The sequence below is a fragment of the Oerskovia sp. PE-21s genome (assembly GCF_056158145.1).
This window is the reverse complement of the sequence record NZ_JBUXJM010000010.1, coordinates 1-23,057: the sequence shown is the minus strand read 5'-3', so window position 1 is coordinate 23,057 and position 23,057 is coordinate 1. Positions and strand designations below refer to the sequence as shown.

The window sequence follows — 23,057 nt, the reverse complement described above, 5'->3', positions numbered from 1 at the left end:
CAAGTCCGGACGGCCGCAGCACCTCGCAGAGATCACCCGGCGACGACGCGTCGCGCGAGCCCGATCACCTGCGCGACCGCGGCCTCGCGGACCGCGGACCTGTCCCCCGCGAGGTGCAGCTCTCTCACCTCGGTCCGCTCGGGCGACGACACGGCCACGTAGACGAGCCCGGGGGCCTTGCCGTCCTGCGGGTCCGGTCCGGCCACCCCGGTCGTCGCGACCCCGACGTCCGCACCCAGGAGGTGCCGCGCCCCCTGCGCCATCTGCCGAGCGACCTCCGGGTCGACGGCGCCCCGTTCGGCGAGCAGGTCAGCGTCCACCCCCAGGACGCTCCTCTTGAGGTCGGTCGCGTACGCCGTGACGCCGCCCCGCAGCACGGCGGAAGCCCCCGGGACGGCCACCAGGCAGGCCGTGACGAGCCCGCCGGTCAGCGACTCGGCGACCGCGAGCGTCCAGCCCCGCGACGCGAGCGAGTCCAGGAGGTCCGCAGCGTCGGCCGCAGGCGTCAGGTCCACGCTCGCCACGGATACCGGCTCAGTCCTGGCCGGCCGTCTTCGCCGCACGCAGCGCGTCGCGACGCAGGCGCCACCCCTGATACGCGTACTCGACGCCCGTCACCACCGTGACGACCAGCGCCGCGCTGAGCACGACCCAGCCGACCACCGAGATCCAGCCGGGCATCTGGTCGAGCGGGAGCAGGAAGATCGAGATCGCAACGGACTGCAGGACGGTCTTGAGCTTGCCGCCCCGCGAGGCCGGCATCACGGTGTACTTCAGGACCGCGAACCGCATGAGCGTAATCCCCAGCTCGCGAGCGAGGATGACGATCGTGACCCACCAGGGCAGGTCGCCGAGGGCCGAGAGCAGCACCAGCGCTGCCCCGATCAGCAGCTTGTCGGCGATCGGGTCGAGGAGCTTGCCCAGGTCCGTGACCAGGTCGTACTTCCTGGCCAGGTAACCGTCGACCCGGTCGGTCGCAGCGGCGAGGACGAACAGCGCCGTCGCGACCAGGCGCCAGGTGACCGTGTGCCCGCCGTCGGCGAGCAGCGCCCACGCGAAGAAGGGGACCACGGCGATCCGGGCGAGAGTGACCGCGTTCGCGGAGTTCCAGGGAGACGGGACGGCTGTGACCACACGACAAGCGTAGGCGCTGTGCACCCACCCGTCCGACCAGGACCAGATTCCGACTGATCGGGCACAATCGGACAGACCTCCCGTCCGGAGGTTAGAGGATGCCGCTCGGCGCTCGCCGGAGCGCTACTCTCGGCGCCGTGAAACGTCACGCGCGCGCCCGCGGAAAGCGGAGGCGACGTCCTGCCGCACCAGGTCGGGCTCGCGACGGCCCTCGCCGCCTCGGGAGAGGTGGAGCGACGGCACGCGCACCTTGAGCCCCGCCAACCTCACCGCTCGCTACGACCGGGTCCGGGCTGCGGTGGGTGACGCCGCCCCCGAGCGCGTCGCTCCTCCGGTCGCGTCGGGGCCGCCACCGACCGTCACGTCCCGGGCTGCGGGGGGCGTCGTCAGGACGCCGGTGGCAGGGACCTGACCTCGGGTCGCGGTGCGCAGCCGCTGGTCCCGGGACGGGTGCGGGCGAGGTCCGCGCTCACGGCTCAGCGCTCGCGCCAGTCCGCCTCGTCGCCGGCGTCGTCGTGGTACTCCTGGGCCACGGGAGGCATGTGCCCGTCCGCGCCGTCGGAGTAGTCCCGGCCGTTCCCCGCCGACTGCTCCCCGCCCCCGGCCTCGCCGTCGAACACCTCGGCACCGGGCTCGCCACGCAGCATCGCGAGCGTCGCGGGCAGGTCCTCGGCCGTGAGCATGACCTCCCGAGCCTTGGACCCCTCGGAGGGGCCGACGATCTCGCGCGACTCGAGCAGGTCCATGAGACGCCCGGCCTTGGCGAAGCCGACGCGCAGCTTGCGCTGCAGCATCGAGGTCGAGCCGAACTGTGTGGTGATGACGAGCTCGGCGGCCTGCAGGAGCAGGTCGAGGTCGTCGCCGATGTCCTCGTCGACCTGCTTCTTCGTCGCGGCCGATGCCGCGACGTCGGTCCGGTAGGACGGCTTGAGCTGTGACTTGACGTGCTCGACGACCGCATGGACCTCGCTCTCGGCGACCCACGCGCCCTGCACACGCATGGGCTTGGCGGCGCCCATGGGCAGGAAGAGCGCGTCTCCCTGACCGATGAGCTTCTCGGCCCCCGGCTGGTCGAGGACGACGCGCGAGTCCGCGAGCGACGACGTCGCGAACGCGAGTCGCGACGGCACGTTGGCCTTGATGAGTCCGGTCACGACGTCGACCGAAGGGCGCTGGGTCGCGAGCACCAGGTGGATACCCGCGGCGCGCGCGAGCTGCGTGATGCGCTGGATCGAGGCCTCGACGTCTCGCGGGGCGACCATCATGAGGTCCGCGAGCTCGTCGACGACCACGAGCAGGTACGGGTACGTCGCGATCTTGCGCTCCGAACCCGGCAGCGGCTTGACCTTCCCGGCCCGGACCGCGGTGTTGAAGTCGTCGATGTGCTTGTACCCGAACATCGCGAGGTCGTCGTAGCGTGCGTCCATCTCGCGCACGACCCACTCGAGGGCCTCTGCGGCCTTCTTGGGGCTCGTGATGATGGGCGTGATGAGGTGCGGGATGCCCTCGTAGATCGTGAGCTCGACGCGCTTGGGGTCCACGAGGACCATGCGCACCTCCTCGGGCGTGGCCCGCATGAGGATCGAGACGATCATGGAGTTGATGAAGCTCGACTTGCCGGCGCCCGTGGCCCCCGCGACGAGGATGTGCGGCATCTTGGCGAGGTTCGCGACGACGTAGCCGCCCTCGACGTCCTTGCCGACGCCCATGACCATCGGGTGCTCGGTGCGCCGCGCCACGGAGGACCGCAGCACGTCACCCAGGACCACGGTCTCGCGGTCCGTGTTGGGGATCTCGATGCCGATCGCGGACTTGCCGGGGATGGGCGAGAGGATGCGCACGTCGGCCGAGGCCACCGCATAGGCGATGTTCTTGGACAGGTTCGTGATGCGTTCGACCTTGACGGCCGGGCCGACCTCGACCTCGTAGCGGGTCACGGTCGGTCCGCGCGTGAAGCCCGTGACCTTGGCGTCGATCTCGAACTGCTCGAAGACGCGCGTGAGCGACTCGACCACGCGGTCGTTCGCCGCGGAGCGCACCTTGTGCGGGGCGCCCTTGACCAGGTCGTCCTCGGAGGGCAGCACGTAGACGGTGTCGCCCTCGAGCATGGGCTGGACGCCGCGGGGCACCGGGTTGTTGGGCGGCGGCGGGGGCGCGCTGGGCGAGGGGGCCGTCCGACCGACGGACGGGATGACCTGCGTCGGCAGGTCGGCCGCGTCCTCGTGCGTGTCGGGCGGCGGCGGGGGGCCGACCGGTCCCGCGCGGCGACCGCGGGCGCTCTTGCGAGCAGCCTCCTCCTCGGCCTCAAGCATCGCGGCGCGCTCGAAGGCCTCGTCGCCGACGTAGCCGCCGTCGAGCCGCTCGCGCTCGGCCGCCTCGGCCTCGCGCTCGGCCTTGGTCTTGCGGGCTCGTCCGACGCGGCGCTTGCGCGGCGCCTCGTCGGTGCCGTCGTGGCGCGAGACGCCGTCGGCGAGCTGCAGGCCGTCGTCGTCCTGGGGACCGCGGCCGTCCTCGCCCTCGCGGTGGTTGCCCGTGAGGCGGTCGTAGATGCCGCGCAGGCGGCTCGGGATCGCGTGCACGGGCGTCGCGGTGACCACGAGGATCCCGAAGAAGCCCAGCAGCAGGAAGAGGGGCACGGCGAACCACTCGGTGAGCCCCGTGTGGACCGGGGTCGCGAACAGGTACCCGATCACCCCGCCCGCGTCCTGGACGGCCTCGAAGCCGTCCCGCGGGGCCGGCAGGTCCTCGGCGATGTGCACCAGGGAGCAGACCGAGACGACGATGAACGAGAGCCCGATCGTGACGCGCGAGTTCGCCTGGGTGCGCTCGGGGTGCCGCATGATCCGGACCGCGAGCCAGATGAGCAGGACGGGCAGGGCGACCGCGGCGACGCCGAAGACGCCCGCCGAGACCGCATGGACGGCGGTGCCGAACGCGCCCGCGATCCCCCACCACTCGCGCGCCGCGACGATCACGGCGAGTGCCAGGAGGAGGAACGCGACGCCGTCGCGCCGATGTGAGGGGTCCAGCTCTCTTGCTCCCTTGCCGATGCTGCGGGTGACCGCGCCGATCGCGTGCGCGCACCCCAGCCACAGACCGCGCACCGCGCGGACGGGCCACGGTGCAGGCCGAGCGACCGGTCTGCGTGCCGACGAGCCCCGCGGAGCGCGGGACGCGCTCGAAGATCCCCCCGATCTGCCCGTCGTACCACGCGAGGTGGTCTTGCGGGAGGTCGCGGGCCGTTTCGTCGAGGTGGACGTCCGGGTCGCCATAGTACGCACCACCGTACCTGTGCACGCCAGGCCGGACCCGCACCTCGAGGGTGCGTGTCCTGTGACGAATCCGGCATCCGTCCGCCCCGCCCCCGGGGCGCGTTCCCGCGGGAGCGGTCGCGACGGGCGGCGGAACGGGGGCAGGATCGGGACATGAGCACCCCTTCCCCGCTACGAGAGCTGCACGAGATCGCCGCCGGCGTCCACGTCGCGACGGCCGAGATCTGGACGAGCCTCACGACCGTGGTCGTCGGCCCGGACGGGCGAGCCCTGGTCGTGGACCCGGGCATCACGGTCGCCGAGGTCGAGTCCCTCGCGGCCGCGATCGTCCGCCGCGGCTGGCGTGTCACCGCGGGGTTCTCGACCCACCCGCACTGGGACCACGTCCTGTGGTCCCGCTCGCTGGGCGACGTCCCGCGGTGGGCCTGCCCGACGGCGGTGCGCGCCCAGGAGCGGAGCCTCGCCGAGGACCTCGTGAAGGTCGAGCGCGAGGCGCCGGGGCACGACCTCACGCTGTTCGGTCGCCTCACGCCGATTCCCCCGACCGGGACAGGTGACTCCCCGGAGGCCGACCCGCGGGACGCGCTGCACCTGCCGTGGCCGGACGGGCGGGGCCGCGCGTCGGCGTCGGGCTCCGCAGCGCTACCCGGCGCGACGCCGGCGGCCGGCGACGGACCGGCCGTGCTCGTGGTCCAGCACCAGGCGCACGCGCCCGGCCACGGTGCGCTCGTCCTGCCGGGCGCCGGGGTGATCGTGGTGGGAGACATGCTCTCGGACATCGAGGTGCCCCTGCTGGACCTCGAGTCCCCCGACCCCGTGGGCGAGTACCGTGCGGGCCTCGACGCGCTCGAGCACGCGGTCTCCGAGCACGGCGTGCACACCCTCGTCCCCGGCCACGGGCACGTGGCCACGGGCAGCGACGCGATCTGGGAGCGCTTCGGCGCCGACCGGGCCTACCTGGACGCCCTGGAGGCGGCTGCCGACGGCGACCCGGACGGCCCTGACGGCTCGGACGACCCCCGCGTCACCGGTGAGTGGGTCGTGGGCGAGCACCGCAGGCAGCTCGACCACCTACGCGGTGCACGCTAGGCGGTACGGGCGGGCGTCAGGCACTCGAGGTCGGCGACCGCGCGCTCCGCGAACGGTGCGCTCGACCCGCGCAGCCCGGGCAGCGCCTCCGTCAGCGACCGACCGAGGTACGTCAGGGCATCGAGGCCCGTGCTGGACCAGACCGCGAGCTCGCCGTCACCGGTCCGTGACGCGGTGTCCCAGAGCAGCGCGTCGCCGTTCTCGCTGAACGCGAAGACGACGAGCCGCCGGGCGATCGACCAGTCCCCGTCGGGCTCGACCATCCACTCGAACCCCTCGGCCTCGCCGTCCTGGTAGACCGCACGGAAGCGGTCGGTGAGGTGCGCGGCGCGGTGCTGCCAGCCGTCGGCGAACCCGTCGCGGGCCGGCGGGTACACGAGCCAGAGACCGAACAGGCGGCAGAACCCCGCCCGCAGGACGAGCCGCCGGTAGGACGGCGGGAAGCCGTGCCCGTCGGGGAACCGGAAACCGTCCAGCAGATCGGTCGCGACCGCACTGGTGGCGGGCGTCCCGGTGAGCGTGAGCGCGTCGGTCACGTGGACCGTCAGTCGTCGAGGCCGAGCGCGACGGACCGCGCGAGGGCGGCGTCCAGGGCGGCGTCGTCGGCGATGATCCGCGACAGGTGCCGGGCCGCGACCAGGAGCGCGTCGAGATCCGTGCCGTAGACGCTCAGCATCCCGCCCTCGGGGTCGAACCCGACGGCGTCGAGCGTCGCGGGCGACTCGTCGGTGAGCACCGCCTGGAGGGCTCCCGCGAAGTCGTAGCCCGAGCCCTCGACGCCGTGACGCTCGAGCGCGTCCTTGTGCTGGAGGTACTCGGGCCCGCCGGGCGAGTAGATGATGCTCGAGCTCGCGTCGTGGGTCACGAGCAGGACCGGGGCGAGGTCGGCGAAGTCTGCTGAGGTTGCCATGCCCGCGATGCTAGCGACCCGCACCCACACGAGCACGGAACCGAGGACCTACGCGACCAGCAGACCCACCCCGAGCGTCACGACCCCTGCGGCGACGAACCCGGCACCGACCGGCAGCAGCACGACCCACCGGTTGGGCGCCTCACGCCCCGCGCCTGTCGCGGACAGGAAGAAGCCGCCGGGCAGCAGGATCGCCCCGACGAGGACGCCTACCCCTGCGAGCCAGCTCCAGAAGCCCGTGAGCCCGGTCGCCTGGCTCAGCACGAGGCACAACAAGCCCAGGATCACGAGCACCCCGGCGTGCGCGTGCCCGGCCCGGAAGAAGGACGTCTGGAACGACGTGGCCGGGACCTTGCCGGTCACGACCCTGACGAGGAAGAACCCGCCGGACTCGATCCCGACGATCGTCAGGAGCACGATCCCGGCGGTGATGCGGACGGCGTCGGTGAGCTCGAGCACGAGGGCCTCCCCTGGTCGGCCGAGCGGTCTCGGCAGATACGACGTTCAATTTATGAACACTGTTATAGAACACCGTTCGCAAACCTGCGTCAAGAGATCTAGACTCCTTCCGTGGCCAGACCTCGACTGCACGACGACTCCCTGCGCGCGTCCTTGCTCGACGTCGCCTCTCAACAGATCTCCGAGCACGGCGAGTCGGCGGTCACGGTCCGTGGGGTCGCGCAGGCTGCGGGGACCAGCGCGTCCGCGGTCTACGCGCTCTTCGGCAGCCGCGAGGAGCTGGTCGCCGCGGTGAGCATCGAGGGCTTCCGGCGCTTCGCGGTGCACCTGGGTTCCGCACCGACGACCGGCTCGCCCACCGAGGACCTCCTGAACCTGGGCCTCGCCTACCGGACCAGCGCGCTGGCAGACCCCCACTTCTACCGCGTGATGTTCGAGGGCCCCGCAACGGCCGGCAGCGCGATCCCGGCCGTCGCCGAGCCGACGTTCGACGTCCTGCGGCAGGCGGTGGCGCGGGTGCTCGAGGCCGCCTCACGAGAGGGCAGCAGCACCCCGCTGCCCCGGCGTGCCCTGCAGGCTGCCGCCGAGGAGGCCTCGTTGGTCCTGTGGGGCCTCGTCCACGGACTCGTGAGCCTCGAGCTCGGTGGGCTGCTGCCCGGCGGTCCCGAGACTTCGGCGAGACGCTACGAGCAGGCGATCCTCGCCGTCGGGCCCCCGCTGCTGCGGGCGGCTCCCTCTCTCGCCGGTCCCTGACGACGAAGGGCCCTTCCTCCCGCAGAGCGGGAGGAAGGGCCCTTCGGACGATCCGTCGGCTACGCCTCGACGACGACCGGGACGATCATCGGGCGGCGACGCAGGCGGTTGGAGACCCAGCGCCCGACCACGCGGCGCATGACCTGCTGGAGCTGGTGCACGTCCGTGGCACCTCCCGCGATCGAGTCCTCGAGGGCCTGGACGACCTGCGGGCGGACGTCCTCGAACACGGCGTCGTCCTCCGCGAAGCCGCGCGCGAGGATGTGCGGGCCGGCGATGACCTTGCCCGTCGCGGAGTCGACCACGGCGAACAGCGAGATGAAGCCCTCCTCGCCGAGGATCTGACGGTCCTTGAGCTCGGCGTCCGTGAGCTCTCCGACGCTCGAGCCGTCCACGTACACGTAGCCGCACGGCACCGCACCCACGACCGAGGCCTTGCCGTCGACGAGGTCCACGACCACGCCGTCCTCGGCGAGGACCACGCGGTCCGCAGGGACGCCCGTCTTGACCGCGAGCGCACCGTTCGCGACGAGGTGACGGACCTCGCCGTGCACCGGCATGACGTTCTTGGGCCGCAGGATGTTGTAGCAGTAGATGAGCTCGCCCGCGCTCGCGTGGCCCGACACGTGCACCTTGGCGTTGCCGCCGTGCACGACGCGCGCGCCGAGGCGCGTGAGGCCGTTGATGATGCGGAAGACCGCGTTCTCGTTGCCCGGGATGAGCGACGACGCGAGGATCACGGTGTCGCCGTGGCCGACGGAGACCTTGTGGTCGCCGTTGGCCATGCGCGACAGGGCGGCCATGGGCTCGCCCTGCGAGCCCGTGCACATGAGCACGATCTCGTCGTCGCGCAGCGAGTCGACCTTCTTGAGGTCGATCAGGACGCCGTCGGGCACCTTGAGGTAGCCGAGCTCGGCCGCGATGCCCATGTTCCGGACCATCGAGCGCCCGACGAGCGCGACTCGGCGACCGTGGTTGTGCGCGGCGTTGAGGACCTGCTGGACGCGGTGCACGTGCGAGGAGAACGACGCGACGATGATCCGCTTGTCCGAGGATCCGAAGACGGAGTCCAGGACGGGGCCGATCTCGACCTCGGGGGTCACGAAGCCCGGGACCTCGGCGTTGGTCGAGTCGACCATGAACAGGTCGACGCCCTTCTCGCCCAGGCGCGCGAAAGCGCGCAGGTCCGTGACGCGGCCGTCGAGCGGCAGCTGGTCCATCTTGAAGTCGCCCGTGTGCAGGACCGTGCCGGCCCCCGTGGTGACCGCGACCGCGAGCGCGTCGGGGATGGAGTGGTTGACCGCGACGAACTCACAGCTGAAGGGGCCGAAGGCGACCGTCTCGTCCTCCTTGACCACGCGGGTCACGGGGGCGATGCGGTGCTCCTTGAGCTTGGCCGAGATGAACGCGAGCGTGAGCTGCGAGCCCACCAGGGGGATGTCGCGGCGCAGGCGCAGCAGGTACGGCACGGCACCGATGTGGTCCTCGTGCCCGTGCGTCAGGATGATCGCCTCGATGTCGTCGAGACGGTCCTTGATGTAGTCGAAGTCCGGCAGGATCAGGTCCACGCCGGGCTGGTTGTCCTCGGGGAAGAGGACGCCGCAGTCGATGACGAGCAGACGCCCGTCGTACTCGAGGACGGCCATGTTGCGTCCGACCTCGCCCAGCCCGCCGAGGGCGACGATGCGCAGGGCACCTGCCTGGAGCGCGGGGGGAAGGGACAGTTCGGGGTGAGGGTGGCTCACGGGGCCTCCTGGCCTGTAGTTCAGCTGTTCTGCATGTTCAGCGTGGCCGCGGGGGGCGCCGGGTCCAGCAGGCCGGAGGCCTCCAGACCGGCGCGGACGACGGCGACCTCGTCGTCCGTGGCTGCGACGTACGGCAGCCTGAGGTATCGGTTCTCGGTGACTCCGAGGAGCTGGAGCGCGGCCTTGGCCATGACGGCCTGGAAGCCCGCTCCGTTGATGGCGTCGATCGTGGGGATCGCGGTGCGGAAGGCTGCGAGCGCGCCCGCGTGGTCGCCGGCGTCGAACGCCGCGACGACCTGGGCGAAGCGCGAGCCGACCGCGTGGGCGGACACGGAGACGATGCCGACCGCGCCGTGCGCGAGGAACGACAGCAGCATGCTGTCGTCGCCGCTGTACCAGGCGAGCCCGGTCGACTCGATGAGCCTGGCGGCGGTGTAGACGTCGCCCGAGGCGTCCTTGTTCGCCACGATCCGCTCGTGCGCGGCGAGGCGCTCGATCGTCGAGGGGGCGATGCGGACGCCCGCACGGCCGGGCACGTCGTAGACCATGACGGGCAGCGGCGTGGCGTCGGCGACCGCCGTGATGTGGCGGTACAGCCCCTCCTGGGAGGGGCGCGAGTAGTAGGGGCTCACGACGAGGAGCCCGTGGGCGCCCGCCTCCGCGGCCTGCTCGGCCATGCGGACGGCGTGCTGGGTGTCGTTCGAGCCGGCGCCCGCGATCACGTGCGCGCGGTCCCCGACGGCGTCGACCACCGCGCGGACCAGCTCCGCCTTCTCCGGTGCGTGCGTCGTGGGCGACTCCCCCGTGGTCCCGCTCAGGACGATCCCGTCGTTCCCGTTGTCCACGAGGTGCTTCGCGACCTTGACCGCCGCGTCGAGGTCGATCTCGCCGGCGAGGGTCATCGGGGTGACCATCGCGGTCAGGACGGCGCCGAACGGTCGGGCCTGCGTGGGGGGAAGTGCCATGTGCACAAACTACCGCGCGCGCGACCGAAACGGCGTGTCGGTCCACGGCCGCGGCGGCCTCGGGCGGCAGCCCTGCGGGTTCCCCGGGGCCGGGAGGCGCCCGGCGTGTCGGGGGCGGACGTGGACCCGTCGATGCGAACCTGCTCGCCGCGCGTGATACTCGAACCATGTCGCCCGCCACGAGCTCCCTGTCCCCCGCCCTGGTCTCGCACCTGCCGACCGGGCTGCTGGTCGGTGGCCAGTGGGGCCCCGCCGAGGGCGGCCGCACGTTCGAGGTCGCCGACCCGGCCTCCGAGGAGGTCCTGTTCGACGTCTCGGACGCGAGCCCCGCGGACGGGCTCCGCGCCCTGGCGGCCGCGCACGACGCGGCCCCGGCCTGGCGTGCTGTCGCCCCGCGCGAACGCTCCGAGCTGCTGCGCGCGGTCTTCGCGACGCTGACCGCCCGCGCCGACGACATCGCCGCGCTCATCACGGCCGAGTGCGGCAAGCCGCTCGCCGAGGCGCGTGCCGAGGTCGTGTACGGCGCCGAGTTCCTGCGCTGGTACGCCGAGCAGGCGGTACGCACGGACGGCCTGGTCCGCACGGCCCCGGGCGGGGCCAACCGGCAGCTCGTCTCGCGCCGCCCGGTGGGTCCTGCGCTGCTCATCACGCCGTGGAACTTCCCGATCGCGATGGCCACGCGCAAGATCGGCCCGGCGCTGGCGGCGGGCTGCACGGTCGTGATCAAGCCCGCGCACCTGACGCCGCTCACGACCTCTCTGGTCGCCGAGATCATCCGCGGGCACCTGGAGGACCGCGGCCTGCCGACGGGCGTGGTCAACGTCGTGCCGACGTCGTCGGCGGCCGACGTGACCACTCCCCTGCTCGCGGACCCGCGCCTGCGCAAGCTCTCCTTCACGGGGTCCACGGGCGTGGGTCGCACTCTCCTCAAGGGGGCTGCGGACCAGGTCCTGCGGACCTCGATGGAGCTCGGTGGCAACGCGCCGTTCCTCGTCTTCGCCGACGCCGACCTCGACGCCGCGGTCGAGGGCGCGGTCGTCGCCAAGCTCCGCAACACGGGTCAGAGCTGCGTCGCGGCCAACCGCTTCCTGGTGCACGACGCCGTCGCCCGCGACTTCGGCCAGCGTCTCGCCCGGGCGTTCGGGGAGCTGCGCGTCGGGCCGGGCAGCGAGGAGGGCGTGCAGGTGGGCCCGCTCATCGAGGCCAAGGCCGTCGACAAGGTCGACGAGCTCGTCTCGGTCGCGTCCGACGAGGGCGCGCAGGTCCTCACGGGCGGTGACCGACCGCGCTCGACCGGGTACTTCTACTCCCCCACGGTCCTGACCGGTGTCGACGCCGGCTCGCGCGTGGTGACGGAGGAGATCTTCGGCCCGGTCGCCCCCATCGTCGCGTTCGCCGACGACGACGAGGGCATCGCCCTGGCCAACGACACCGAGTACGGCCTCGCGGCCTACGCCTACACGCGGGACCTCGCGCGCGCGGTGCGCGTGGGTGAGGAGGTCGACGCCGGGATGATCGGGATCAACCGCGGCCTGGTCTCGGACGCGAGCGCACCCTTCGGCGGCATGAAGCAGTCCGGGCTCGGGCGCGAGGGCGGCGAGGCGGGGCTCGAGGAGTACCTCGAGACCGTGTACGTCGCGCTCTGACCCCACCGTGACGACCTCTTCCGGGGCCGACGCCGACGTGCCGTCGGTGCCCGCAGCGCCCGACGAGCGCACCGAGGTGCGCGCCGCCGTGCGGCAGGCCGTGTCCGTCTCGATCGCCACGGGCCTCTACGGCATCTCGTTCGGGGCGCTGTCCGTGGTCGCCGGGCTGGACCTGCCGCAGACCATGGTCCTGAGCCTGCTCATGTTCTCGGGCGGGTCGCAGTTCGCGCTCCTCGGCGTGGTGGCGTCGGGCGGGACGTCCGCCGCCGCGGTCACGACCGCTGGCCTGCTCGGCCTGCGCAACACCCTCTACGGCGCACAGCTCTCACCGCTGCTCGCGCTCCACGGCTGGCGGCGCGTCCTCGCGGCCCACGTCACGATCGACGAGTCGACGGCCGTCGCGACCGCGCAGCGCAGCAGGGCAGCCTTCCGGGCCGGGTTCTGGTGGACCGGGATCGGGATCTTCGTCGTGTGGAACCTGCTCACGCTCGTCGGCGCGCTCGCCGGGGACGCCATGGGCGACCCCAAGGCGTGGGGCCTCGACGCCGCCGCGGGTGCGGCGTTCCTCGCGCTCCTGTGGCCCCGCCTCGCGAGCCGCGTCATGCAGCTCACCGCGGCGCTCGCGGTCGTCGTGGCGGTCGCGCTGCTCCCGTTCGTGCCGCCCGGGGTCCCCGTGCTCGCGGCGGCGGCCGTGGCCATCGTGGTCGGGCAGGTCGCCCGGCAGCCGCGGCAGCCCGTCACGGTCACGGAGTACGTGCCCGACAGCGCCGCGCCCCCTTCGCCCGCTCGCTCGCCCGAGGCTCCGCCCGCCACGGCGCGCCCGGCCGGCCCCACTGACCCGACCGGCCCTGCTGATCCGGCGGGCCCCGCTGATCCGGCCACCCCGTCCGACCCGCCCACCACGACCGACCGCACCGAGGAGCCCTGATGTCCGACGCCGCCCTGTGGGCCACCGTGATCGCGGCCTCGCTCGTGTGCCTCGGGCTCAAGCTCGCGGGGCACCTGATCCCCGAGCACTGGCTCGCGTCCGACCGCGTCGCGCGCACCGCGGCCCTCGTCACGGCCTCGCTGCTGGCCGCGCTCGTGGCCGTCCAGACGGTCGGGGACGGTCAGGGGATCACGCTCGACGCGCGCCTGCCCGCGCTCGGCGTGGCGGCGGTCGCGCTGGCCCTGCGGGCGCCGTTCCTCGTCGTCGTGATCCTCGCGGCCGCGACGGCCGCGGGCCTGCGCGCGCTCGGTCTCGCATGACGGGCCGCCGGGGCCACGGCCTCGGGTAGGGTCTGGCGAATGGCCCTCTTCAGCGAGTCGGCGGACGTCTCCGTCCGTCCGGCAGTCCCCGGCGACGAGGTCGCGATGACCGCGATCCAGATCGAGTCCTGGCGCGCAGCGCACGCCGACGTGCTGGGCGCGGCCGTGCTCGACGCGCTCGACGTCCCCCGGATGCAGGAGCAGTGGGCCGGGGCCGTGTCCTCCCCGCCGGGGCCCGGCTTCGCGGTGCTCGTGGCGCTCGCCGCGGACCGTGTCGTGGGCTTCGCGGCCGTCGCGCCCGGGCAGCTCGTCGCGCTCGAGGTCCTGCCCGCCCACCAGCGCGGGGGCCACGGTTCACGGCTGCTGTCCGCGGCCGTCGACCGGCTGCGCCAGGACGGCTCCGAGGAGGTCGTGGCCTGGATCCTGGACGGCGACACCGCGCGCGAGCAGTTCCTGGGCGGTGCCGGGCTGGGTCCCGACCAGCGGACCCGGACGCTCGCGACCGGGGTGCGCGACGTCGTCGAGCACCGGTGGAGCGCCTCGATCTGAGGCCCGCGCGTCCCGTCCTAGCGGGACGCCTTGCGCTCTGCCCGGTACATGCCCGCGGCCTTGCGCAGCATGGCGCGCGCCCGCTTGCGGTCCCCCGACGCGTCGTACGCGAACGCCACGTGGTACCAGGACCGCCAGTCGTCGGGGCGTTCCTTGGCGTGGGCCCGGTGCTCCTCGAACGCCGCGTCGGCCGCGGCGCGGTCGATGCGTCCGCCCGGCGAGCGCGGCAGGTCGTCGATGGGCAGCTCGCCCGCGGCGGCGAGGGTGTCGGCCATCTTCTGGACCGTGACCGCGAGCCAGAACTCCCACGCGATGAGCCCGATCACGAGGAGCGGGATGAGCAGGACGCCGATCCCGATCGCGATCCCCACGGGCTCGCCCGTCCCCACGAGCGCCTGCGCGCGGCCCAGGATCGCCCACACGTAGATCGCGAGCAGGGCCGTGACGACGACGGCCCCGACCAGGCCCTTGCGTGACCTCACGAGAGGTCCATGACGTTCTCGAGCCCGACGGTGAGGCCCGGGCGCGAGACGACCTCGCGGATGCCGAGCAGCACGCCGGGCATGAACGACACGCGGTCGAACGAGTCCTGGCGGATGATCAGCTGCTCGCCCTCGTTCCCGAAGAGGATCTCCTCGTGCGCGACCAGGCCGCGCAGGCGCACCGCGTGCACCCGGACCCCGTCGACGTCGGCGCCGCGCGCCTCCCAGCCGGACTCGGTCGCGTCGGGGCTCGCGCCCAGCCCGGCCTCCGCGCGGGCCTTGGCGATGGCCCCTGCCGTGTGCGTCGCGGTGCCGCTGGGTGCGTCGACCTTGTTCGGGTGGTGCAGCTCGATGACCTCGGCCGACTCGAAGTAGCGTGCCGCCTTGGCCGCGAACGTCATGGCGAGCACCGCGGACAGGCCGAAGTTCGGGGCGATCAGCACGCCGACGCTCGTGCCCTCGGCCGCCTTGCGCCCCAGGTGCGCGACGAGGCGCCCACGGCTCACGTCCGTCCAGCCCGTGGTGCCCACGACCGCGTGCACGCCGAGGTCGATGAGCGCGTGCACGTTGTCCTCGGTGACTGCGGGGACCGTGAAGTCGACCGCGACCTGGGCGCCCGCGGCGGCGACCTGCGCGAGGTCGTCCCCCGCGTCGATCCGGGCGACCAGCTCCATGTCACCGGCGGCCTCGACCGCCGCGCACACCGTGGCGCCCATGCGCCCGGCCGCGCCGAGGACGGCGACCTTGATCGGCGTCGGGGCAGCGGGCTCGCGGGACGGCTGGGGGGCGCTCTGGCCGGGGTTCACGTCGTTCGAGGTCACCCGACAACCCTAGCCGCAACGCGAGGAGGGCCGGTGCGCGTGACGCGCACCGGCCCTCCTCGTTCACGCTGTGAGACTCAGTCCCCGAAAGGACCCACACGCACGGTCGAGCGCGGGCGGGAGGCGAGCTCCTCCGCGAGCTTGCGCACGTCGTCGGACGTCACCGAACGGATCCGTTCGAGCGACTCGGCGACGCTCAGCAGCTCGCCGAACACGAGCTCCGACTTGCCCAGGCGGCTCATGCGCGAGCCCGAGTCCTCGAGGCCCAGCACCAGCCCGCCCGAGAGCTGACCGATGCTCCGGTCCAGCTCGGCCGCCGTGATGCCCGACTCGGCGAGCTTCTCGAGCTCGCTCGTCATGAGCTCGGTGACCTGGTCGACCTTCGAGGGCGCGCAGCCCGCGTACAGGCCGAACGTCCCGATGCCGCCGTGGCCCGACGCGAACGAGTACGTCGAGTACGCCAGGCCCCGCTTCTCGCGGATCTCCTGGAAGAGCCGCGAGCTCATGCCGCCACCGAGGACGGCGCTGAGCACCGAGAGCACGAAGCGGCGGTCGTCCGTCGCGGACAGGCCCGTGCCACCGATGATGACGTTGGCCTGCTCGACGGTACGGCGGATCGTGAGCTCGACGCCCTCGATCCCCACGCCCTGCACGTCCGCGTTGTCGCGGCGGGCGCGAGGCGTGCCCGCCGGGTCGAGGTCCCAGCCACCGGTCGTGAGCGCGGACGCGACCTGCTCGCACAGCGTGTCGTGGTCGACCCCACCGGCCGCGGCGACGACGAGCGTCTCCGGACGGTAGTGCCACTGGTAGTGCTCCCAGACGGCGCTGCGCGGCACGGCGTTGATGGTGTCCGGCGTACCGCCGATCGGTCGCCCTAGCGGGTGCCCGGCCAGGACGGCCTGCGCGAACTCCTCGTGCACGACGTCCGAAGGGTCGTCGTCGTTCATCGCGAGCTCTTCGAGGATCACGCCGCGCTCGGTCTCGAGCTCGTCCTCGTCGAGACGGGCCGAGGTGACCATGTCGGTGATGACGTCGACCGCCATGGGCAGGTCGGAGTCGAGCACGCGAGCGTAGTAGCAGGTGTGCTCCTTGCCGGTCGCGGCGTTGGCCTCACCGCCGACGGCGTCGAACGCCTCGGCGATGTCCATCGCGGACCGGCGGGCAGTTCCCTTGAAGAGCAGGTGCTCCAGGAAGTGCGTGGAGCCGAAGTGACCGTCGGTCTCGTCGCGCGAGCCGACGCCGACCCATGCTCCGACGGTCGCCGAGCGCAGGCCCGGCATCGACTCGGTGAGGACCCGAACCCCGCCGGGCAGGACCGAGCGACGAATGGTCGCCCCGTCCTGCCCGGCGGTCAGCTCACCCTCGGGCGAACCCGAGGGGACGAGCGGAAGGTTCCAGGGCACGTCAGGCGTCGTCCCCGGCAGGTGCCTCGGCGTCGGCCGGAGCGTCGTCCGAGCCCTCGACGACCGCGTGCAGCGAGAGCTTGCCGCGCGGGTCGATCTCGCCGATCTCGACCTGGACCTTCTGGCCGATCGACAGGACGTCCTCGACGTTCTCGACGCGCTTGCCACCGACGAGCTTGCGGATCTGGCTGATGTGCAGCAGACCGTCCTTGCCCGGGGACAGCGAGACGAAGGCACCGAACGACGTGGTCTTGACGACCGTGCCGACGAAGCGCTCGCCGATCTCGGGGACGTGCGGGTTGGCGATCGCGTTGATCGCCGCGCGGGCGGCCTCTGCGGAGGGGCCGTCGGTGGCACCGATGTACACGGTGCCGTCGTCCTCGATGGAGATGTCCGCGCCCGTCTCCTCCTGGATCTGGTTGATCATCTTGCCCTTCGGGCCGATGACCTCGCCGATCTTGTCCACGGGGACCTTGACCGCGATGACGCGAGGAGCGTTGGGGCTCATCTCGTCCGGCACGTCGATGGCCTCGTTGAGGACGTCCAGGATGGTCAGGCGCGCGTCGCGGGCCTGGGTCAGCGCGCCGGCCAGGACCGAGGCGGGGATGCCGTCGAGCTTGGTGTCGAGCTGGATGGCCGTGATGAACTCACGCGTACCGGCGACCTTGAAGTCCATGTCGCCGAAGGCGTCCTCGGCACCGAGGATGTCGGTCAGCGCCGCGTAGCGCGTCTCGCCGTCGACGGTGTCGGAGACGAGACCCATCGCGATGCCCGCGACCGCTGCGCGCAGCGGCACACCGGCGTTGAGGAGCGAGAGGGTCGAGGCGCACACGGAGCCCATCGAGGTCGAGCCGTTGGACCCGAGGGCCTCGGAGACCTGACGGATCGCGTAGGGGAACTCCTCGCGGCTCGGCAGCACCGGCACGATCGCGCGCTCGGCGAGGGCGCCGTGCCCGATCTCGCGACGCTTCGGGCTGCCCACGCGGCCGGTCTCGCCGGTCGAGTAGGGCGGGAAGTTGTAGTTGTGCATGTAGCGCTTGCGCGTCTCCGGGGAGAGCGTGTCGAGCTGCTGCTCCATGCGGAGCATGTTGAGCGTGGTGACACCCAGGATCTGGGTCTCGCCGCGCTCGAAGATCGCCGAGCCGTGCACGCGGGGCAGGACCTCGACCTCGGCCGACAGGGTGCGGATGTCCGCGAGCCCACGACCGTCGATGCGGAAGCCGTCCGTGAGGATGCGCGCGCGGATGAGCTTCTTCTGCACCGAGCGGTACGCGGCGGAGATCTCCTTCTCGCGGCCCGCGAAGTCGCCGGCGAGCTCGGCCTGGATCTCGGCCTTGATCTCGTCGAGACGGTTCTCGCGGTCCTGCTTGTCGGCGATGCTCAGGGCCTCGCCCAGGCGGGCCGTCGCAGCGGCCTCGACCGCGGCGTAGACGTCGTCCTGGTAGTCCGGGAACGTCGGGAAGTCCTGCACGGGCTTGGCGGCCTTGGCCGCGAGCTCCTGCTGCGCCTCGACGAGCGTGCGGATGAAGGGCTTGGCGGCCTCGAGGCCGGCTGCGACGACCTCTTCGGTCGGGGCGCCGACGCCCTCGTTCTTGATGAGGTTCCAGGAACCCTCGGTGGCCTCGGCCTCGACCATGGTGATCGCGACGTCGTCACCCACGACACGCCCCGCCACGACCATGTCGAAGACGGCGCGCTCCTTGTCGGAGTACTTGGGGAACGCGACCCACTGGCCGTCGATCAGGGCGACGCGGACGGCGCCGATCGGGCCGGAGAACGGCAGGCCGGAGAGCTGCGTCGAGATCGACGCGGCGTTGATGGCCAGGGTGTCGTACGCGTCGTCCGGGTGGATCGCGAGCACGGTGATGACGACCTGGACCTCGTTGCGCAGGCCCTTGACGAACAGGGGGCGCAGCGGGCGGTCGATCAGGCGGCAGGCCAGGATCGCCTCGGTCGAGGGGCGACCCTCACGACGGAAGAACGAACCGGGGATCTTGCCGGCGGCGTACTGCCGCTCCTCGACGTCCACCGTCAGGGGGAAGAAGTCGAACTGGTCCTTGGGGTGCTTGCCGGCCGTCGTGGTCGACAGCAGCATGGTCTCGCCGTCCAGGTAGGCGGCGGCGGAGCCACCGGCCTGGCGCGCGAGGCGTCCGGTCTCGAACCGGACGGTACGGGTTCCGAAGCGACCGTTGTCGATCGTTGCTTCGGTGAATTCGATCTCGGGACCCTCCACGGGTGCCCTCCTCACTCTCGAAGTGCCGCCTTCGGTGCCTGTCGAGGGTGCATCCACTCGACGCTCGGCGGTCTTCGATCGAGGCCCACGGTCTTCCCGCTCGAGGCGGGTTCCGGGAGCCACTACCGAGGACCGAACGAAAGGCTGGCGGCGTGGGTTTTCTTACGGGTGCTTCACACCGGACCAGCCCGGCCCCGTCCGGGGCCGGGCTGAGTCAGGGGGTGTCAGCGACGCAGGCCGAGGCGCTCGATGAGGCTGCGGTAGCGGTTGATGTCGACCTTCTGCAGGTAGCCGAGGAGACGGCGACGCTGGCCGACGAGGAGCAGCAGGCCACGACGGCTGTGGTGGTCGTGCTTGTGCTCCTTGAGGTGCTCGGTCAGGTCCTTGATGCGCTGCGTCAGCATCGCGATCTGGACCTCGGGCGAACCGGTGTCGCCCTCGCTCGTGGCGTACTCGGTCATGATGCGCTGCTTGGTGGCAGTGTCGAGGGGCACGGCTCTCCTTGTGGTGTTCGTTGCGCGGCGCGCCAGGGCTTGATCCCTGGGCTCTTCGGCAGGCTTGCCAGCCTCCGCGGCCGTTCTGACGGCGCCCATAGTATAGCAGGGTTGCTCAGTCCCCCAGCAGTCCCCGCCTGCGTGCCTCGGCCACCGCAGCCGTGCGCGAGTCGACCCCGAGCTTCTCGTACACGTGGACCAGGTGGGACTTCACGGTCGCCTTCGACAGAAACAGCCGGCGCGCGACCTCGTCGTTCGAGCACCCCCGCGCCACGAGCCCGAGCACCTCGAGCTCGCGCAGCGACAGCGAGACGCCCGGCGCCCGCATGCGACCGAGGAGCCGCCGCTGCACGCTCGGCCCGAGCGCGACCTGCCCACCCGCCGCCGCGCGGATCGCGGCGGTCAGCTCGTCGGTCGGCGCGTCCTTGAGCAGGTAGCCCGTGGCGCCGGCCTCGATCGCGGCGAGGATCTCCTGGTCGGAGTCGTAGGTCGTGAGGATCAGGACGGGCGGCCCGCCCAGGCGCGTGACCTCGCGTGCGGCCTGCGCACCGCCCATGCGGCCTTCGCCGAAGCGCAGGTCGAGCAGCACGACGTCGGCCTCGAGCCCGGCCCCGACCCGTCGGACGAGCTCCTCGGCCGTCGCGAGCTCGTCGACGACCTCCATGTCCCCCTCGGCGTCGACGACGGCCCGCAGGCCCGCACGGACCACGGGGTGGTCGTCGGTCAGCACGACGCGGATGGTCGCCGGTCCTTGTGTCACCGAGTCTCCTGGGGGTCGAGCGGAAGGTGGACGGCGAGCGCCGTCCCGGCGCCCGGCTCGGTCTCGAGAGAGAACGTGCCGCCGAGCTCGGCGACGCGCGAGCGCATCGCCGTCAGGCCGAACCCTGGGCGGGGTGGAGGCGTCGCCCCTCCCGTCACGCCGTCGCCACGGCCCTCGTGCCCGACGGCGGAGCCCCCGTCCGCTCCCGGGTGCGGCGCGGGGGACGCGAGCGGGTCGAACCCGCGACCGTCGTCGACCACGTCGAGCGCGACGGCGTCCCCGAGGAAGCTGAGCGTGACCGCGGCCCGCGAGGCTCCCGCGTGCTGGACGACGTTGGCGAGCGCCGACTGCGCGATCCGCAGCAGCGCGGTCTCGACGGGCACGGGCAGGGGGCGCGGGCGGCCCGACACCTCGACGGTCACGCGCAGGTCGTCGCCCGAGGCCAGAGCCGTGCGCTCGGCGACGCGTTCGAGCGCACCGACGAGGGTCGCCGACTCGAGGTCCGCGGGCGCGAGGTCGCGCACGAAGCGCCGGGCCTCGGCGAGGTTCTGCTGCGCGGCGACCCGTGACCGGGCGACGTAGCCGCGGGCGGTGCGCGCCGCCGTCGGGCCGGGGGCTCCCCGGGCGAACGCTCCCGGCACCTCGACCTCCTCGAGCGCCGCGTCCGCCGCCCGCAGCAGCAGCTCGATCGACGAGAAGCCCTGCGCGAGCGTGTCGTGGATCTCGCGCGCGAGGCGCTCGCGCTCGGTCGCGACCGCGGCCTCGCGCTCGGAGACCGCGAGGTCCGCGCGCGTGCGGACCAGGTCGTCGATGAGCTCCTGACGTCCCTGCGACTCGCGCACGATCGTCTCGAAGCCGAGCACGACGGCGATCGCGACGAGGCCGCCGAACGTCGGGCCCAGGATCGAGCCCACGAGCTGCTGGCCGCCCAGGATGGCGCCACCGACCGCGCACGCGGTCGTCGCCGCCACGGCCACGATCCCGCGGCGGGGTCCGAGCACGTGCATCTCGAGGAACATCAGGGGGAACGCGATCCACAGCGCGACCGGGGTCAGGAGCAGCAGCAGCGCCCACCCCACGATCAGCGCCGCGACCCACGCTCCCGTGGGCCACCAGGCGCCGCGCGGGGCGTCGACCGCGGTGTCGCGCACGTTGATCCGCGAGCGCCCCACGCCGTAGACGAGCAGGAGCCCCAGGCCGCACGCGAGCGCGGCCCACGCCCCGGCGTCCAGTCCCCCGGCGCTCAGGGCCTCCGCCCAGCGGGAGCCGACCGCGAGCCCCACGAGGGCCACCAGGAGCACGTCGAGCGCGATCTGGAGCCCGAGGGCGGCGGAGATCACGGCGCGAGGCTTCACATCGCCACCCTAGCGAGGCGGCGGGTGCGACGTGCCGCGCGCGATCCATCGAAAGGTTGATCCTCGGACCCACCTCGCGGCCACCGGAGAGCATCCACGGGCCCGATCCGCGCGAGGCCCCTCGGCGGGAGGCTGGACGCAGATCGATTCCACGCCAACCACCGGAGGCTCTTGATGTTCGTCGCGCTGCGCGACCTGCGCTTCGCCCGGGGACGCTTCGTCCTCATGTCCACCGTCATCGTCCTCATCACGTTCCTCGTCGGCTTCCTGGCCTCGCTGACCGCGGGCCTGGCCCGCGCGAGCACGTCAGGTGTCACCGACCTCCCGGTCGACCAGCTCGCGTTCACCGTCACCGGGGACGCCAAGCCCTCCTTCACCGAGTCCCAGGTCGACGCCACGCAGTGGGAGGCGTTCGCCGCCGTGGACGGCGTCGACTCCGCCGAACCCCTGGGCATCGCGACGACGCGCGCCTCGGTCACCGCGGGCGCGGACGGCGAGGCCGGCACCACCGCGGCCGTCACCGCGTTCGGCTCGCGCGCAGGCTCAGGACTCGTGCCCGACGGCGCCGAGGCAGCGCCCGGGACCGTGCTCCTGTCGAGCGGCGCCGCCGACGACCTGGGCGCCCAGAAGGGCGACGAGGTCGCCCTGGGTTCGCTGACCCTGACCGTCGCGGGCGTGCTCGACACCCAGGCCGACTTCTCCCACACGCCCGTCGTCTGGATGGACCTGACCGACTGGCAGACCGTCGGCGCCCGTGGGGGCGGCGCGTCCGGTGACGAGGTCGCGACCGTCGTCGCCATCACCGGCGACCCGAGCGACTCCGCGCTCGCCGCGGCCGCTGATGAGACCGGCACCACGACGCTCACCCCCATGGGAGCACGCGCCGCCGTCAGCTCGTTCTCGGCCGAGAACATGTCCCTCACGATGATGCAGGGCTTCCTGCTCGCGATCTCCGCCCTCGTGGTGGGCGCGTTCTTCACCGTGTGGACCATCAACCGGGCCGGCGACGTCGCGGTGCTCAAGGCGCTCGGCGCCTCGACCTCCTACCTGCTGCGCGACGCGATCGGCCAGGCGCTCGTCCTGCTCGTGCTCGGCGTCGGCGTCGGAACCGCCCTCGCGGCCGGGGCCGGGGCCCTCGCGGCCCAGGTCATGCCCGTCGTCGTCTCCCCCGCCACGACGCTCCTGCCCGCGCTCATCCTCGTGGTGCTCGGGACCGTCGGCGCCGTCGCGGCGATCCTGCGGATCACCCGCATCGACCCGCACGCGGCGCTCGCGGCCCGCTGAGGCGACGGCCTGCCCGCCGCTCCTGCGGCGGGGTTGGCGCTCGCGACCGCTCCCCCTTGCTCCTGAAAGCTGCTCCTGAAAGGCACACCATGGACCTCACCCTCGACCACGTCACCCTCGTCTACCCCGACGGCGAGTCGACCGTCACCGCGGTCGACGACGTCTCCCTGACCGTCCCCGCCGGGACCACGACCGCGGTGCTCGGCCCGTCCGGCTCGGGCAAGTCCTCGCTCCTCGCCGTGGCGGCCACGCTCACGACCCCGACCTCCGGGGAGGTGCGCATCGGCGACGACGCCGTCAACGCACCGGCGTCGTCGGCCGGTTCGGCCGTGTCCGCGGACGCGGCGCGGCTGCGGCGCGACCGGATCGGGATCGTCTTCCAGCAGCCGCAGCTCATCGCGTCGCTCACGGCGCTCGAGAACCTCGAGCTCATGAGCCACCTGCGCGGCGAGCGC

At 72.7% G+C, this 23,057-nt stretch carries 23 protein-coding genes; 8 read left to right on the top strand and 15 right to left on the bottom strand.

Translation table 11 applies throughout. From position 1 onward, the window contains the following. Positions 1–32: 32 nt before the first annotated feature. From ACZDYF_RS17045 to ACZDYF_RS17035, 3 genes are all read right to left on the bottom strand, one after another. A complete protein-coding gene (locus tag ACZDYF_RS17045) occupies positions 33–524 on the bottom strand; it encodes a CinA family protein (protein WP_475060140.1) in 492 nt (163 codons plus the stop codon). Positions 525–534: 10 nt separating this feature from the next. After that, complete coding sequence (gene pgsA, locus ACZDYF_RS17040; protein ID WP_475060137.1) at positions 535–1,134, bottom strand: CDP-diacylglycerol--glycerol-3-phosphate 3-phosphatidyltransferase; 600 nt, start codon at positions 1,132–1,134, stop codon at positions 535–537. A 476-nt stretch (positions 1,135–1,610) separates the two neighbouring features. Beyond that, positions 1,611–4,406, bottom strand: a complete 2,796-nt coding sequence (locus tag ACZDYF_RS17035) for an FtsK/SpoIIIE family DNA translocase (protein ID WP_191790626.1) — start codon at positions 4,404–4,406, stop codon at positions 1,611–1,613. A gap of 153 nt (positions 4,407–4,559) precedes the next feature. Here ACZDYF_RS17035 and ACZDYF_RS17030 point away from each other — a divergent pair, with 153 nt between their 5' ends. Next, entirely contained in the window at positions 4,560–5,495 is a 936-nt protein-coding gene (locus tag ACZDYF_RS17030; protein ID WP_475060126.1) for an MBL fold metallo-hydrolase, read from the top strand. On the opposite strand, the gene ACZDYF_RS17025 is transcribed toward ACZDYF_RS17030, so the two are convergent. From ACZDYF_RS17025 to ACZDYF_RS17015, 3 genes are read right to left on the bottom strand one after another with little or no spacing between them, the layout of a single operon-like run. Further along, positions 5,492–6,031 carry an SMI1/KNR4 family protein gene (locus ACZDYF_RS17025; protein ID WP_475060122.1) on the bottom strand — a complete coding sequence of 180 codons (540 nt, stop codon included), beginning with the start codon at positions 6,029–6,031 and terminating at the stop codon, positions 5,492–5,494. The two genes, ACZDYF_RS17030 and ACZDYF_RS17025, sit on opposite strands and share 4 nt — an antisense overlap. An 8-nt stretch (positions 6,032–6,039) precedes the next feature. Then, positions 6,040–6,405 carry an Imm51 family immunity protein gene (locus tag ACZDYF_RS17020; protein WP_364073637.1) on the bottom strand — a complete coding sequence of 122 codons (366 nt, stop codon included), beginning with the start codon at positions 6,403–6,405 and terminating at the stop codon, positions 6,040–6,042. 48 nt (positions 6,406–6,453) lie between these two features. Then, positions 6,454–6,864 (bottom strand): hypothetical protein, encoded by a 411-nt coding sequence (locus ACZDYF_RS17015; RefSeq protein WP_354506331.1) that lies wholly within the window; start codon positions 6,862–6,864, stop codon positions 6,454–6,456. Positions 6,865–6,975: 111 nt separating this feature from the next. Between ACZDYF_RS17015 and ACZDYF_RS17010 the strand changes: the two genes are divergently transcribed. Continuing rightward, positions 6,976–7,617: a TetR/AcrR family transcriptional regulator gene (locus tag ACZDYF_RS17010; protein WP_400275094.1), complete on the top strand. Its 642-nt coding sequence runs from the start codon at positions 6,976–6,978 to the stop codon at positions 7,615–7,617. Between the two features lie 59 nt (positions 7,618–7,676). Here ACZDYF_RS17010 and ACZDYF_RS17005 read toward each other — a convergent pair whose 3' ends face one another. Both ACZDYF_RS17005 and dapA read right to left on the bottom strand, forming a co-directional pair. After that, a complete protein-coding gene (locus ACZDYF_RS17005; RefSeq protein WP_475060108.1) occupies positions 7,677–9,362 on the bottom strand; it encodes a ribonuclease J in 1,686 nt (561 codons plus the stop codon). Between the two features lie 20 nt (positions 9,363–9,382). Further along, entirely contained in the window at positions 9,383–10,327 is a 945-nt protein-coding gene (gene dapA, locus ACZDYF_RS17000; RefSeq protein WP_400275095.1) for a 4-hydroxy-tetrahydrodipicolinate synthase, read from the bottom strand. Positions 10,328–10,494: 167 nt separating this feature from the next. Here dapA and ACZDYF_RS16995 point away from each other — a divergent pair, with 167 nt between their 5' ends. The 4 genes from ACZDYF_RS16995 to ACZDYF_RS16980 are packed head-to-tail and all read left to right on the top strand — an operon-like array spanning position 10,495 to position 13,770. Further along, positions 10,495–11,973, top strand: a complete 1,479-nt coding sequence (locus ACZDYF_RS16995) for an NAD-dependent succinate-semialdehyde dehydrogenase (RefSeq protein ID WP_475060101.1) — start codon at positions 10,495–10,497, stop codon at positions 11,971–11,973. 37 nt (positions 11,974–12,010) lie between these two features. Further along, positions 12,011–12,901, top strand: a complete 891-nt coding sequence (locus tag ACZDYF_RS16990; protein ID WP_475060509.1) for an AzlC family ABC transporter permease — start codon at positions 12,011–12,013, stop codon at positions 12,899–12,901. Continuing rightward, entirely contained in the window at positions 12,901–13,221 is a 321-nt protein-coding gene (locus tag ACZDYF_RS16985; RefSeq protein WP_138824775.1) for an AzlD domain-containing protein, read from the top strand. The genes ACZDYF_RS16990 and ACZDYF_RS16985 overlap by 1 nt, the downstream gene beginning before the upstream one ends. Positions 13,222–13,260: 39 nt before the next feature. Then, positions 13,261–13,770, top strand: a complete 510-nt coding sequence (locus tag ACZDYF_RS16980) for an N-acetyltransferase family protein (RefSeq protein WP_475060092.1) — start codon at positions 13,261–13,263, stop codon at positions 13,768–13,770. Positions 13,771–13,787: 17 nt separating this feature from the next. On the opposite strand, the gene ACZDYF_RS16975 is transcribed toward ACZDYF_RS16980, so the two are convergent. The 7 genes from ACZDYF_RS16975 to ACZDYF_RS16945 form a co-directional block, all read right to left on the bottom strand. After that, positions 13,788–14,252 carry a hypothetical protein gene (locus ACZDYF_RS16975; RefSeq protein ID WP_475060086.1) on the bottom strand — a complete coding sequence of 155 codons (465 nt, stop codon included), beginning with the start codon at positions 14,250–14,252 and terminating at the stop codon, positions 13,788–13,790. Further along, positions 14,249–15,001 (bottom strand): 4-hydroxy-tetrahydrodipicolinate reductase, encoded by a 753-nt coding sequence (gene dapB, locus ACZDYF_RS16970; protein ID WP_307824289.1) that lies wholly within the window; start codon positions 14,999–15,001, stop codon positions 14,249–14,251. Before dapB ends, ACZDYF_RS16975 begins: the two co-directional genes overlap by 4 nt. 149 nt (positions 15,002–15,150) lie before the next feature. Beyond that, positions 15,151–16,476, bottom strand: coding sequence for a M16 family metallopeptidase (locus ACZDYF_RS16965; protein WP_475060083.1), 1,326 nt, complete (start codon positions 16,474–16,476; stop codon positions 15,151–15,153). 1 nt (position 16,477) lies between these two features. Further along, on the bottom strand, positions 16,478–18,709 hold the full coding sequence (locus ACZDYF_RS16960; protein ID WP_475060079.1) for a polyribonucleotide nucleotidyltransferase: 2,232 nt from the start codon (positions 18,707–18,709) through the stop codon (positions 16,478–16,480). Positions 18,710–18,933: 224 nt separating this feature from the next. Continuing rightward, positions 18,934–19,203, bottom strand: a complete 270-nt coding sequence (rpsO, locus tag ACZDYF_RS16955; protein ID WP_030150575.1) for a 30S ribosomal protein S15 — start codon at positions 19,201–19,203, stop codon at positions 18,934–18,936. A 115-nt stretch (positions 19,204–19,318) separates the two neighbouring features. Then, positions 19,319–19,963: a response regulator transcription factor gene (locus ACZDYF_RS16950; RefSeq protein ID WP_475060074.1), complete on the bottom strand. Its 645-nt coding sequence runs from the start codon at positions 19,961–19,963 to the stop codon at positions 19,319–19,321. Further along, positions 19,960–21,318: a sensor histidine kinase gene (locus ACZDYF_RS16945; protein ID WP_475060069.1), complete on the bottom strand. Its 1,359-nt coding sequence runs from the start codon at positions 21,316–21,318 to the stop codon at positions 19,960–19,962. Before ACZDYF_RS16945 ends, ACZDYF_RS16950 begins: the two co-directional genes overlap by 4 nt. Positions 21,319–21,492: 174 nt before the next feature. Between ACZDYF_RS16945 and ACZDYF_RS16940 the strand changes: the two genes are divergently transcribed. Together ACZDYF_RS16940 and ACZDYF_RS16935 are read left to right on the top strand one after the other, a co-directional pair. Continuing rightward, entirely contained in the window at positions 21,493–22,602 is a 1,110-nt protein-coding gene (locus ACZDYF_RS16940; RefSeq protein ID WP_475060066.1) for an ABC transporter permease, read from the top strand. An 89-nt stretch (positions 22,603–22,691) separates the two neighbouring features. Further along, positions 22,692–23,057 (top strand): ATP-binding cassette domain-containing protein (locus ACZDYF_RS16935; RefSeq protein WP_475060061.1); only part of this gene is annotated, 366 nt, incomplete at its 3' end.

What these genes read in the sequence shown, in the direction of transcription:
- ACZDYF_RS16985 (WP_138824775.1), top strand. Translation starts at nt 12,901, where the DNA reads ATGTCCGACGCCGCCCTGTGGGCCACCGTGATCGCGGCCTCGCTCGTG.
- ACZDYF_RS17035 (WP_191790626.1), bottom strand. Translation starts at nt 4,406, where the DNA reads ATGGCGACCCGGACGTCCACCTCGACGAAACGGCCCGCGACCTCCCGC.
- ACZDYF_RS16940 (WP_475060066.1), top strand. Translation starts at nt 21,493, where the DNA reads ATGTTCGTCGCGCTGCGCGACCTGCGCTTCGCCCGGGGACGCTTCGTC.
- ACZDYF_RS17030 (WP_475060126.1), top strand. Translation starts at nt 4,560, where the DNA reads ATGAGCACCCCTTCCCCGCTACGAGAGCTGCACGAGATCGCCGCCGGC.
- dapA (WP_400275095.1), bottom strand. Translation starts at nt 10,327, where the DNA reads ATGGCACTTCCCCCCACGCAGGCCCGACCGTTCGGCGCCGTCCTGACC.
- ACZDYF_RS16980 (WP_475060092.1), top strand. Translation starts at nt 13,261, where the DNA reads ATGGCCCTCTTCAGCGAGTCGGCGGACGTCTCCGTCCGTCCGGCAGTC.
- ACZDYF_RS17020 (WP_364073637.1), bottom strand. Translation starts at nt 6,405, where the DNA reads ATGGCAACCTCAGCAGACTTCGCCGACCTCGCCCCGGTCCTGCTCGTG.
- ACZDYF_RS16995 (WP_475060101.1), top strand. Translation starts at nt 10,495, where the DNA reads ATGTCGCCCGCCACGAGCTCCCTGTCCCCCGCCCTGGTCTCGCACCTG.